Annotated in this window: 10 protein-coding genes and 1 tRNA gene; 10 read left to right on the top strand and 1 reads right to left on the bottom strand. The window is 68.1% G+C overall.

Going from position 1 to position 12,066, the window contains the following annotated elements; genetic code table 11:
* Positions 1 to 339 precede the first annotated feature (339 nt).
* The 7 genes from AL072_RS09790 (at position 340) to AL072_RS09820 (ending at position 8,720) form a co-directional block, all read left to right on the top strand.
* Positions 340 to 804 carry a GatB/YqeY domain-containing protein gene (locus AL072_RS09790; RefSeq protein ID WP_045580492.1) on the top strand — a complete coding sequence of 155 codons (465 nt, stop codon included), beginning with the start codon at positions 340 to 342 and terminating at the stop codon, positions 802 to 804.
* Positions 805 to 1,003: 199 nt separating this feature from the next.
* Positions 1,004 to 2,914: a DNA primase gene (gene dnaG / locus AL072_RS09795; RefSeq protein ID WP_045580491.1), complete on the top strand. Its 1,911-nt coding sequence runs from the start codon at positions 1,004 to 1,006 to the stop codon at positions 2,912 to 2,914.
* 170 nt (positions 2,915 to 3,084) lie between these two features.
* Positions 3,085 to 5,097 (top strand): RNA polymerase sigma factor RpoD, encoded by a 2,013-nt coding sequence (gene rpoD / locus AL072_RS09800; RefSeq protein ID WP_045580490.1) that lies wholly within the window; start codon positions 3,085 to 3,087, stop codon positions 5,095 to 5,097.
* Between the two features lie 132 nt (positions 5,098 to 5,229).
* A tRNA-Ile gene (locus AL072_RS09805) sits at positions 5,230 to 5,305 on the top strand.
* 43 nt (positions 5,306 to 5,348) lie between these two features.
* Positions 5,349 to 7,025 (top strand): tetratricopeptide repeat protein, encoded by a 1,677-nt coding sequence (locus AL072_RS09810; protein WP_158511057.1) that lies wholly within the window; start codon positions 5,349 to 5,351, stop codon positions 7,023 to 7,025.
* Between the two features lie 247 nt (positions 7,026 to 7,272).
* Positions 7,273 to 7,782, top strand: a complete 510-nt coding sequence (locus AL072_RS09815; RefSeq protein WP_045580489.1) for a sigma-70 family RNA polymerase sigma factor — start codon at positions 7,273 to 7,275, stop codon at positions 7,780 to 7,782.
* 14 nt (positions 7,783 to 7,796) lie between these two features.
* Positions 7,797 to 8,720, top strand: a complete 924-nt coding sequence (locus AL072_RS09820; RefSeq protein WP_245636638.1) for an anti-sigma factor family protein — start codon at positions 7,797 to 7,799, stop codon at positions 8,718 to 8,720.
* Between the two features lie 31 nt (positions 8,721 to 8,751).
* On the opposite strand, the gene AL072_RS09825 is transcribed toward AL072_RS09820, so the two are convergent.
* Positions 8,752 to 9,402 carry an alpha/beta hydrolase gene (locus AL072_RS09825; protein WP_045580487.1) on the bottom strand — a complete coding sequence of 217 codons (651 nt, stop codon included), beginning with the start codon at positions 9,400 to 9,402 and terminating at the stop codon, positions 8,752 to 8,754.
* 259 nt (positions 9,403 to 9,661) lie between these two features.
* On the opposite strand from AL072_RS09825, the gene AL072_RS09830 reads away from it, so the two are divergent.
* From AL072_RS09830 to AL072_RS09840, 3 genes are read left to right on the top strand one after another with little or no spacing between them, the layout of a single operon-like run.
* Complete coding sequence (locus tag AL072_RS09830) at positions 9,662 to 10,402, top strand: SRPBCC family protein (protein ID WP_245636639.1); 741 nt, start codon at positions 9,662 to 9,664, stop codon at positions 10,400 to 10,402.
* Positions 10,399 to 11,646 (top strand): zinc-dependent alcohol dehydrogenase, encoded by a 1,248-nt coding sequence (locus AL072_RS09835; protein WP_045580486.1) that lies wholly within the window; start codon positions 10,399 to 10,401, stop codon positions 11,644 to 11,646. The genes AL072_RS09830 and AL072_RS09835 overlap by 4 nt, the downstream gene beginning before the upstream one ends.
* 33 nt (positions 11,647 to 11,679) lie before the next feature.
* Positions 11,680 to 11,934 (top strand): hypothetical protein, encoded by a 255-nt coding sequence (locus tag AL072_RS09840; protein ID WP_045580485.1) that lies wholly within the window; start codon positions 11,680 to 11,682, stop codon positions 11,932 to 11,934.
* Positions 11,935 to 12,066 lie beyond the last annotated feature (132 nt).

Below are 12,066 nucleotides of genomic sequence, written 5' to 3' on the forward strand. Positions count from 1 at the left end.
AAACCGCGGCCGGCGACTGATCGACTGATCGGCGGAACGGCGACGGCCTAGCGTCCCGCCGGGCGCGCACACGGAACCGCTCGCACCCCGCATCCGCCGGAAAAGACGGTGGTGCGGGATCGAGTGGGCTGATCGGGTGGGCCGGACATCCTATATGACAATCAGCCGGCGGATTTCCAGCAATAGCTTTGCAGGGCTGCCTTGGGCCGCTGGCAAAGTCCGGTATTTTGTGTGGAAATCGGCGGGCGCTTTCGGGGATAGTCCCCCGCTCTCCAACGGGCGGCCGGTCCTCCCGGCATGGCGCGTCCGGTACGGCACGACGAACAAGGAAGACAGGACATGACGCTGCGCACGCGGTTCACCGAGTCCCTGAAGGAGGCGATGCGCGCCAAGGACATGCGCGCGGTCTCCACCATCCGCATGATCATGGCCGGTCTGAAGGACCGCGACATCGCCGCCCGCTCCCGCGGGGTGACCGACGGCATCGACGAGGCGGAGATCCTGTCGATGATGCAGGGCCTGATCAAGCAGCGCACCGAATCGGCGGCGATGTACGACCAGGGCGGCCGTCCCGAACTGGCCCAGCAGGAGCGCGAGGAGATCGGGGTCATCGAACGCTTCCTGCCCAAGCAGATGAGCGAGGAGGAGGCCACTGCAGCCATCGACTCCATCGTGGCGGAGCTGGAGGCGTCCAGCATCAAGGACATGGGCCGGGTGATGGCCGAACTGAAGGCCCGCCATGCCGGCCAGATGGACTTCGCCAAGGCCGGCGGTCTGGTGAAGGCGCGCCTGTCGGGCAAATAGTCTGTAGGGCGGCCGGGCGAACAGGGCGGACCGGCCGCCACGGGACGATTATCAGGGCTGCGCTGGCCCCTGCGGCCTTGGGGCTGGCAGCCATGATCCCCATACTATGCCTCTGCTGCAGCTTTGCGCCCTGAGGCGTCCGGCGCCCACTCATCCGCCCAATTCACTCCGCCCAACTCGCTCCGGTGACCGTTCGACCATGGCTTTCCCGCCCCAATTCCTGGAGGAGCTGCGCAGCCGGCTGACGCTGTCGGAGGTGGTGTCCAAGCGCCTGCGCCTGATCCGCGCCGGCCGGGAGTTCAAGGCGCCCTGTCCTTTCCACAATGAGAAGTCGCCCTCCTTCTACGTCAACGACCAGAAGGGATTCTTCCATTGCTTCGGCTGCGGTGCCCATGGCGACGTCATCGGCTTCGTCATGCGCCACGACAATCTGGGCTTCCCCGAGGCGGTGGAGCATCTGGCCGGCGATGCCGGGCTGCCGGTGCCGCGCCCGACGGAGGAGGACCGCCAGCGCTACGAACGGCGCAAGACCCTGCACGATCTGGTCGAGCAGGCGACCCGCTGGTTCGAACAGCAACTGCACAATTCCGCCGGCCGCTCGGGTCTGGAGTATCTGGTGCGGCGCGGGCTGGACGACGACATCATCGCGCGCTTCCGGCTGGGCTATGCGCCCGGCGATTCGAACGCGCTGCGCATCCATCTGGGCAGGCAGGGCTTTTCCGACGAGGACATGGTCAATGCCGGGCTGCTGAAGCGGCCGGACGACGGCCGGGCGCCCTACAGTTTCTTCCGCAACCGTGTGATGTTTCCGGTGACAGACCGGCGCGGACAGGTTGTGGCCTTCGGCGGGCGCATCCTGGAGGGCGACGGGCCGAAATACGTCAACACCGCGGATACGCCACTCTTTCATAAAGGCACGCTGCTCTATGGCCTGTCGCGGGCGCGGCAGGCGGCGGCCGACGGCAAGCCGGTGATCGTCGCCGAAGGATATATGGATGTCATCGCCCTGGTCCGCGCCGGTTTCGAGGGGGCGGTGGCGCCGCTGGGCACCGCGCTGACCGAAACCCAGGTGCAGGAGCTGTGGAAGCTGATCCCGGCGGCGGAGAAGGTGCCCTTCCTCTGTTTCGACGGCGACAATGCCGGCCGGCGCGCGGCGTGGCGGGCGGTGGAGCGCATCCTGCCGCACCTCGCCCCCGGCCAGTCGGCCCGCGTCGCCTTCCTGCCGGAGGGCGAGGATCCGGACAGCCTGATCCGCGCCCAGGGGGCCAAGGCGATGGGTGCTGTGCTGGAGGCCGCCATCCCGCTGTCCGACGCGTTGTGGCGGATGGAGAGCGAGGGCAGGCCGACCGACACGCCGGAGGCCAAGGCGGCGGTGAAGGCGGCGCTGGAAGCCCGTGTCGCCACCATCGCCGACCGCGACGTCCAGAGCTTCTACCGCACCGAGATGCGCCGCCGCGTCGACGAGGCCTTCGCGCCTGCGCGGCCCGCCTACAATCGCGGCCCCTGGGTGCCGGGGCAGGGGCGCGGCCGTTTCGGCGAGCCGCCCCGCCGCCATGTGCCGGGTGTGCCGGGCCGCCTCACGTCCAAGCCGGCGGGGGAGGGGCGCGGCCGCGTCTCCCGCCTCGCCTCGATGCGCGAGCGGATCCTGCTGGCGACCATCATCAATCACCCGGAGCTGTTCGGCGAACTGACCGAGCCCTTCGGCCTGTTGCCGTTCGGTGACCCGGAGCTCGAAAAACTGCGCTGGGCCGTCATCGAATGCCTTTCCGACGACCGCAACGACGACTCGACACTTGACGCCGAAGCGCTTTGTCGCCACTTGTCATCCGCCGGCCATGAGGCCATGGTCGGCGCTTTGCTAGGCGAGTCGACCTATGTCCATGCCGGCTTCGCCCGTCCGGATGCCTCTACCGAGGACGCCCGGAAGGGATGGTGGCCTGCGTGGCGGCACCTGCACTACGAGCGGGTGCTCGACGATCTTAGGGAAGCGAAAGCGGCTCTGACCCGTGACAACAGCGAGGCAAACTTCGCGCGGGTCGTGGCTCTTCAGCAGGAGGTCATAAAGTCCGGCCTGGGTATGACGGATGATGGTGACTTTGACGGTGTCTGACGGTTGATGGTTCGTATCGTCGGCAATCTGGCATCGGTTGATGGGACGGGGCCGCATGGCTGGTTCTGGGTAGTTGCACGGTTGGGGGGTGGGGCGGACGGGCCGGGGAACCGGGACCGGGCGCTCCTGTCGTCTTTTTTTCAATGGGGTAATGCGGGGGCACCGATCGCATGGCCACGAAAGCTGCGAACAGCGTGGAAGTTTCCGAAACGCGGGAGGAATCCGCAGACGGTCCTCTGATGGACGGCATGGGTTTGGCCGTCAAGAAGATGATCGCCCGTGGCAAGGAGCGCGGGTATGTCACCTATGACGAGCTGAACGCAGCGCTGCCGCAGGATTCGTCCTCGTCCGAGCAGATCGAAGACACGATGGCGATGCTGTCCGAGATGGGCATCAACATCGTCGAATCGGAGGAGCAGGATTCGGAGAACAGCGGCGAGGGTGCAGGCGAGGGCGAAGGCCGTTCGTCGGGCAATCTCGACGACGACGACATCGGCCGTACCGACGACCCGGTGCGCATGTATCTGCGCGAGATGGGGTCGGTAGAGCTGCTGTCGCGCGAGGGCGAGATCGCCATCGCCAAGCGCATCGAGGCCGGGCGCGAGATGATGATCGGCGCGATCTGCGAATCGCCGCTGACCATCCGCGCCATCCTCGACTGGCATGATTCCCTGATGGAAGGGAAGATGCTGCTGCGCGACATCATCGATCTGGACGCCACCTATGGCGGCGGCCCGGACGGCGAGGGGATCCCGGAGGGCCTGGTCGATGTGGTGGAAGCCGCCGGCGCCACTGTCGCGGGCCCCGGCCCCGCGGCCGAGGCGGCGCCTGCCGGCGAGGAGGGCGACGAGCCCCGTCCGCCGCGCGCCGAAGGCGAAGGCGAAGAGGGCGAGGAAGGCGAAGAGGGCGACAACAGCCTGTCGCTGTCCGCCATGGAAGCCGCGCTGAAGCCGCAGGTCATCGAGACCTTCGAGAACATCAAGGCGACCTACGACAAGCTGCACAAGCTGCACGAGACCCGCATGGCGGCGATGCAGCGCGGCGAGGACGTCGCCAAGCAGACCGACAAGAAGTACGACAAGCTGAAGCTCGAAATGGTCGAGCTGATGAACACGGTGCGGCTGAACAACCAGCGCATCGAGCAGCTGGTCGAGCAGCTCTATGCCCTGAACCGCAAGCTGACCGGTTTCGAAGGCCGCCTGCTGCGCATGGCGACCGACTGCCGGGTGAAGCGCGAGGATTTCCTCAACCAGTATTTCGGCCACGAGCTGGACCCGAACTGGCTGGAGCGCATCCGCGGCTTGAACCCCAAGACCTGGGGCAAGTTCGCGGAGAAGTACGACGGCGACATCCGCAAGACGCGCGAGGCGATCTCCAACGTCGCCGAGGAAGCGCGCCTGCCGATCAACGAGTTCCGCCGCATCGTCTCCACCGTCCAGAAGGGCGAGAAGGAAGCGAGCCGCGCCAAGAAGGAGATGGTCGAAGCCAACCTGCGCCTCGTGATCTCCATCGCCAAGAAGTACACGAACCGCGGCCTGCAGTTCCTGGATCTGATCCAGGAGGGCAACATCGGCCTGATGAAGGCGGTGGACAAGTTCGAGTACCGGCGCGGCTACAAGTTCTCGACCTACGCGACCTGGTGGATCCGGCAGGCGATCACCCGTTCCATCGCGGACCAGGCGCGGACCATCCGCATCCCGGTCCACATGATCGAGACGATCAACAAGCTGGTCCGCACCAGCCGCCAGATGCTGCACGAGATCGGCCGCGAGCCGACCCCGGAGGAACTGGCCGAGCGGCTGATGATGCCGCTGGAGAAGGTCCGCAAGGTGCTGAAGATCGCCAAGGAGCCGATCTCGCTCGAAACGCCGATCGGCGACGAGGAGGATTCGCATCTCGGCGACTTCATCGAGGACAAGAACGCGGTCCTGCCGCTCGACGCCGCCATCCAGGCCAATCTGCGGGAGACGACCACCCGTGTTCTGGCCTCGCTGACCCCGCGCGAGGAGCGTGTCCTGCGCATGCGCTTCGGCATCGGCATGAACACCGACCACACGCTGGAAGAGGTCGGCCAGCAGTTCAACGTGACCCGCGAGCGCATCCGCCAGATCGAGGCGAAGGCGTTGCGCAAGTTGAAGCACCCGTCGCGGTCGCGCAAGCTGCGCAGCTTCCTGGATACCTGACCGGGAGCGGCATGGTTCGTAGCGAAACGGAGGCCTTTCGGCCTCCGTTTTCGCATGTGGATTTCGTGGACCGATCGAAGAACGAGGGGTTGCATTTCCCCCGGCCTTTGTCGCAGAGTGCGGCCCGCGGTTGGGCCTGTAGTTCAGCGGTTAGAACGCGCCGCTCATAACGGTGTTGTCGTCGGTTCGAATCCGGCCGGGCCCACCATTTTTTCCCGAACGACCCAACACTCTGATCGGGGGTCTTGGTCGTGGGTGATGCTCTCCAACTCGTTCAATCGGCTGCGGCGGCGTTGCAGCGGCGGGAGCCGGCGGGGGCGCGCAAGCTGTTGCGGCAGGCGCTGGCGCTCGACCCGGGGCGGGGCGACGGGTGGAGCATCCTGGGCGTGACGTCCATCGGCAGTGGCGATGCGGTGGGCGCCCTGGCGCCGTTCCGCCGGTCGCTGTGCTGTGCGCCGGCCAATCCCGCCTATGCGCGCAATCTCGCGGCCTGCCTGAAGCGGCTGGGGCGGTCGGGCGAGGCCGTAGCCGTCCTGCATCGGGCGACGCTGGCAGGCGCACTGGCGCCCGACTTGCTCTGCGATCTTGCCGATTTGCGGCTGGGGGGCGGCAACGGTTCGGCGGCGTTGCAGCTTTACCGGCTGGCGTTGCTGCTGGCACCGGACCATGGGCGTAGCCTGAACAATCTGGCGGAGACCCTGCGCCGGCAGGCGATGCCGGAGGCGGCGACGGAGCTGTTCCGGCTGGCGCGGCTTCGCGGCACGGCAGCGGCCTGGGCCTCGGCAGGGGCGGAACTGGTCGAGGCCGGGCGGATCGAGGAGGCTCAGCCGGCGCTTTGCCGGTCGCTGGCGCTCGATCCAGCCGACGCGGCAACCTGGAGCAATCTTGGATTTGCGCATCTGCAACGGCATCGGGCGGAAGCAGCGGTGGCGGCATTTGCCCGTGCCCGCAGGCTTGATCCGGCATTGGCGGAGGTACCGGTCGGGCAGGGCAGTGCGCTGATGCTGATGGGTTGCGTTCGCGAGGGAGCGGCGCTTTATGAGGAAAGATTGCGGCTGCCGCTGTTCCAGTCGCCGCGGCGCTTCGACCGGCCGGACTGGGATGGCCGCATCCGGCCGGGAGCAACCCTGCTGGTCCATGCCGACCGCGGACTGGGGGATGCGATCCAGTTCATCCGCTACGCGCCCATCCTGCGGGCGCGGGGGATGCGGGTGCTGTTCTGCGGCCAGGAGAGCCTGCTGGACCTGCTCCGGTCCTCCGGCGTCGTGGACGCGGCCTTCGGCTATGAAGAGGAGTTGCCGCCTTACGACATGCATGTCCATGTGATGAGCCTGATCCACCGGATGGGCACCGAACTGGACGACATCCCGGCCGACATTCCCTATCTCCGCCCGTCGGAAGCGGCGACGAGCCGCTGGGCCGGGCGGACCGCCGGGCTGAAGGGGCTGAAGGTCGGCATCGTCTGGGCCGGTTCGGCGCAGTTCCGCTACGACCGGGACCGCTCGCCCCGGTTGGCGCCGCTGCTGCCGCTGTTCGACATTCCGGGGGTGACGGCGGTGGTGCTCCAGTTCGGTCAGGGACGCGACGACATGGCCAAGTTGCCGTTACCCGCAAGCATTGTGGATTGGGGCGGGGAGTTGCAGGGCATGGACACCACCGCGGCAGCCTTGGAAGGGCTGGATGTGGTGGTCAGCTCCTGCACCTTCATGGCGCATCTGGCCGGTGCGTTGGGGCGGCCGGTGTCGGTTCTGCTGCATGCCGGGTCGGAATGGCGTTGGCTGCGTGGGCGGGAGGAGTCGCCTTGGTATCCGACGGCGCGGCTCTACCGCCAGACTGTTCCCGGCGACTGGTCGGGGCCGGTGGCGCGGCTGGGGGCCGATCTGGCGGCGCTGGCGGAGCGGCGGGCCGCATCCGGACTGCAAGGCTGAAGCCTTTTGGGCACAAGCGTGGCCGTTGCGCATGAATTTTGCTGCAAGCCCGACAAAGTCTGGAATAAAGGATGCGCGGCAGGCGTTCGCACCCATATGCATCGGGTTCTCCCTCGGCCGCAAGGCCGGATGGAACGGCCCGGCCCTGGACATGCGGCGCCCTTGTCGTCCCATCCGGCCGCCTTGCGGCCGACGGGGAAGGCCATGGCGTGAGCCGTGGCGTGATCGGTAAGGATCGGGTGCGCGGTTGAGCAAATTCGGGGTCGATCTGGAAGTCCACATCGCGTCCTTGCGGCGCTACGCGCGTGCGTTGCTGCGCAACGGCGCGGATGCGGAGGATCTGGTGCAGGAGGCGTTGACCCGCGCGGTGGCGCGGGCCGACAGCTTCCAGGCGGGGACGAACCTGCGGGCATGGCTTTTCACCATCCTGCACAACGTCCACGTCAATCAGGTCCGTTCCAAGGCCGCCCGACCGCAGGAGGTCGACGTCGCAGACGTCGAATCGAAGCTGGTCACCCCGGCACGGCAGGAAGAGCGGGTCGAGCTGCGCGAGATGATGCGTGCGGTCGACGAGTTGCCGGAGGAGCAGCGCAAGGTGCTTCTTCTGGTGGCGCTGGAGGGCCTGAAATACGACGAGGTCGCCGATACGCTCGGCGTGCCGATCGGAACCGTCATGTCGCGCCTGTCGCGGGCGCGGGAGGCGGTGCGGGCGAAACTGGCGAACGAGGGTGGCGTCACCCTCCGGCGGGTGAAGTGATGAATGCGCATCGGGTGTCAGAGGACGAACTCCACGCCTATGTGGATGGCCAACTGGACGGAAACCGCCGCCTCGCGGTGGAACGATGGCTGGCCGACGATTCCGAGGCGGCGCGCCGGGTGGAGGATTACCGCGCCCAGGCGGTCCTGCTGCACGAGATGTTCGATTCGGTCCTGCGGGAACCGCCGGGCGACACCGTCCAGGATCTGACCGACCGGCTGAAGGGCCGCATCGCCCGCAACGACAACCATCCGGCGTGGCATGCCCGGCCGCTGGTTCGTTTCGCCGCCGCGGTGATGCTGGTGGTCGCCGGTGCGGCCGGCGGCTGGATGGGCCGCGGCGCCGATCAGCAGGCGGCCGCTCCCATCGCCCAGCAACGCCAGACCCTGGCCACCTTCGCCCAGGAGGCGACCCAGGCGCACCGCTTCTACACCTCCGACGAACGGTTCCAGGTTGAGTTGGGCGCCGACAACCAGGACGAGCTGAATGGCTGGCTGTCCAAGCGCATGGGCCGCGACGTCTTCGGCCCCGACCTCGGCCGGGTCGGCTACCGCCTGATCGGTGGCCGGTCGCTGCCGACCGACATGGGCGCCGGCGCGCAGTACATGTACGCCAACGACGCCAACAAGCGGATCACCCTGTTCGTCGGCGCACCGCAGAGCGGCAACCAGTCCAACTTCAGCTTCACCCAGAACGGCGACGTCGCCACCTTCTATTGGGTCGAGGGGCCGCTGGCCTATGCGCTGGCCGGCCGCCTGTCGAAGGAGGAACTGCTGGAGATCGCCAAGGCCGTCTTCCAGGATGTGAAGGCCGGTCCGCCGCGGCGCGAGCCGCCGCCCGAACAGCAGCCGCAACAGCCCCAACCGCAGCCGCAGCAGCAGGATCAGCCGGCCGGCGTCCAGCCGGTCAGCGACACGCAGAAGCCGAAGGACAGCTGAAGTCGCGGGTGCTCTCTCCCCGGGGGACCCGTTATCTATCCAGCAGCGTCGCCTTCAGCCAGTCGCGCAGCTCGCGGCAGACCGCCTCCGACGCCTCGTCCAGCGCATGCCCGGTTCCGGGGACCAGCACGAGCTTTTTCGGCTCGCGTGCCTTGCGGTGGACGTGGATGGAGCAGCCGGGCGACAGGATGTCGTCCGCCTCGCCATGGATCAGCAGGATGGGGCAGGACAGGTCCTGCACCGGGTCGGTGCCGTAGCCCTGGGTGGCCAGCGCCACCACCGTACAGACCGCCCCGCGGTTGGATGCCGCCGCCTGGATGACGGCGGCGCCGCCGAAGGAATGGCCGACCAGCCCCACATGGTGGATGCCCTGGCGTCCGAGGAAGCTCAACCCGCACAATATGTCGTACACCGCCTCCTCCAGCTCGCGCGGGTCGCGGAATCGCAGGCGCAGCGATGCGATCCCGTCGCCGGTCAGGTCGGCGGCCAGCCGCGGATAGAGCCCGCGTGCCGGCGTGTCGAATCCGCCGCCGATTCCGCCGACCCAGAGCACGGCCAGCTTTCCGTCCGGGGCCGGATAATAGCGTCCCTCGACCGGTCCGCGGTCGGTGTCGAGGCCCAGCGGTCGATAGCCCTCGGCGTCGGCGGCGCCCAGGGTCGCAGTCAGCAGAGGCACGGCCATCCTCCTTTCCGGTCGGTGCTTTACCGAACATAACGGGCGACGGGCCGCGTGGTTGCCGCGCACCGGATGCACCACAGCCTTTGCGACAGGCAACGAAGCCGCAACCCGGCTGTTCTCCATTCACAGCGATTGGACAGACGGGAAAGGAGCGGCGATGGCGTCGAACAGTCTGAGTGAACACGGCCGCCGGCCGGAGCCGACCATTCCGCCTTTGTCCGCGACGGATGGGGCTGCGGGAACCGGTGGGCGATGGCTTGCCATGATGGGCGGCACCGTGCTGGGGGTGCTGGGGTTGCGGCGGCCGGGATGGAGCGGCGCGATGATCGCGCTGGGCGGTGCCGGGCTGTTCGCCGCCGGTGCCCTGGGGCTGCGGCCCCTGAGCGCGCAGATCCTGACCGCGCAGCCGAAACCCGGTGCATGGCGCAGCGGCGGGCCGGGGCCGCGCCGCCATATGCTGACGCCGGAGCGCACCCAGGCGGTCGTCACCATCGCGTCGGATCCGGGAACGGTCTTCCGCTTCTGGCGCAACTTCGCCAACCTGGCGAAGTTGATGCCTCAACTTGAGCGGATTGATGTGCTGTCGGCCACCGAAAGCCGATGGATCGCGCAAGCCGGCGGGATACCCGGCGGGGAAGCCCTGAGCTGGCGTTGCGTGCTGGATCGCGTCGACGAGGACCGGCTGCTGACCTGGCATACGGTGGGCGAGACGGCGCTGCCGCACCGTGCCTCGCTGATGTTGAGCCCGGCGCCGGGCAACCGCGGGACGGAGGTGCGCCTGACACTGGTCTATCGCGTTGCGGCAACGGACGTGGCGGCGCTGTTGGGCGTGACGCCGCAGTTGCAGGCGGAGGAGGCGCTGCGCCGGCTGAAGCAACGGGTCGAGACGGGTGAGCTGTCGACCACCGACCGCCAGCCGCGTGGGCATGGCTCCTCGGGCCTGGGGTCGTCCGGCTCGAACCTCGACTCCGGCCCCGGCGATTCCCGGGAGGCGATGGAATGAAGGCGCTCTGCTGGAACGGCCCTGGTGACCTGCGGGTGGAGCGGGTGCGCGACCCGGTGCTGGTCAACCCACATGACGTGATCGTCAAGGTGACGCTGTCGTCGGTCTGCGGATCGGACCTGCCTCTGCTCGACGGCCATGTGCCGACCATGCGGCCGGGCGACATCATCGGCCGCGAGTTCCTCGGCGAGATCGTGGAGAAGGGGGCGGAGGTCCGCCATCTCAACCGCGGCGACCGGGTCGTCGTCATGTCGGTCATCGGCTGCGGCCATTGCGGCCATTGCCGGAACGGCGAAAGCGCGCTGTGCGACAACTCCAACCCCAATCCGGAGCGTGCCCGTGCCGCCTACGGCCATTGCGGTGCCGGCCTCTTCGGCCATAGCCACGCCTTCGGCGGCTATGCCGGCAGCCATGCCGACTATGTCCGCGTGCCCTATGCGGACTTCAACGCCATCCGCGTGCCGGAGGGGGTGAGCGACGAGACGGCGGTCTTCCTGTCCGACACGGTGCCGACCGGCTACATGGCCGCCGAGATGGCCGGCATCAGGCCGGGCGACGTGGTGGCGGTGTGGGGCTGCGGCGCGGTTGGCCAGATGGCGATCCACAGCGCCCATCTGCTGGGTGCCGGGCGGGTGATCGGCATCGACCGCGTTTCCGGCCGGCTGCGCGCCGCCCAGATGAAGGCGGGAGCGGAAACGCTGGACTATGGCCGCGTCGACGTCTTCGACTCGCTGCAGGCGATGACCGGGGGGCGCGGCCCCGACGCCTGCATCGACGCGGTCGGAATGGATGCCGACGACAATGCTGGCGATGGCGCCTCCAACCCGGCGGAGGATCTGTACGACCGCGGCAAACGGACGGTCGGGCGGACGGTCGGCCGGATGGTTGGGCAGGCGGTGGAGCAGGAGGCGGTGGGGGTGCGGACCGACCGGCCGGCGGTGTTGCGGCAGATGATCGAGAGTTGCCGCAAGGGCGGCACCCTCTCCATCGTCGGCGAGTATGGCGGGCTGATCGACCGCTTCCCGCTGGGGGCGGCGATGAACAAGGGGCTGGCCTTCCGCATGGGACGGCAGAACGGCCAACGCTCCGCCATGCGCCTGTTCGAGCATATCGGGAAGGGAGAGCTCGATCCGTCCTACCTGATGACGCACCGCCTGCCGCTGGACGACGGGCCGCAGGGCTATCGTCTGTTCAAGGACAGGGCCGAGGATTGCCTGCGCGTCGTCTTCGCCCCGCATTCCTGAGGCCCCGCATTCCTGAAACTGGGGAGAGCCGATATGGAGCTGATCTACGCCTATCCCGCCGAGCGGGGCCGTGGTGTCGAAGCCGAGATCGTCGGCACCCTGCGCGACCGCTTCGGTGCCGTCGTCCAGACCGCGCGCGAGGAACGCGACGCCGAGCGCGGACGGCGCACCGACGTCTTCGTCACCCTGGACGTCACCGACGATCGGGCCGAAGCGGCGCTGACCGCCCTGCGCGCCCATCCGCTGGTGATCGACGCGGCGGCACGGAGCTTCGGGGAGAGGGTCTGATGGGGGCAGCCGGGGCGCCGGAGGCGCCGGCACCGAAGAACGCCAGCGCAAAGGGACAGGATCCGGGCAATTTCCTCCATATGGCTGTGACCAAGCTCCCCCGCCGCTGTTGAGCAGGGAGCATATGCAAGC

Origin of the sequence: Azospirillum thiophilum (assembly GCF_001305595.1) — a bacterium.
GTDB lineage: Bacteria > Pseudomonadota > Alphaproteobacteria > Azospirillales > Azospirillaceae > Azospirillum > Azospirillum thiophilum.

Coding starts and splice junctions, on each gene's coding strand:
- AL072_RS09790 (WP_045580492.1), top strand. CDS start 340: ATGACGCTGCGCACGCGGTTCACCGAGTCCCTGAAGGAGGCGATGCGC.
- dnaG (WP_045580491.1), top strand. CDS start 1,004: ATGGCTTTCCCGCCCCAATTCCTGGAGGAGCTGCGCAGCCGGCTGACG.
- rpoD (WP_045580490.1), top strand. CDS start 3,085: ATGGCCACGAAAGCTGCGAACAGCGTGGAAGTTTCCGAAACGCGGGAG.
- AL072_RS09825 (WP_045580487.1), bottom strand. CDS start 9,402: ATGGCCGTGCCTCTGCTGACTGCGACCCTGGGCGCCGCCGACGCCGAG.
- AL072_RS09830 (WP_245636639.1), top strand. CDS start 9,662: ATGATGGGCGGCACCGTGCTGGGGGTGCTGGGGTTGCGGCGGCCGGGA.
- AL072_RS09835 (WP_045580486.1), top strand. CDS start 10,399: ATGAAGGCGCTCTGCTGGAACGGCCCTGGTGACCTGCGGGTGGAGCGG.
- AL072_RS09840 (WP_045580485.1), top strand. CDS start 11,680: ATGGAGCTGATCTACGCCTATCCCGCCGAGCGGGGCCGTGGTGTCGAA.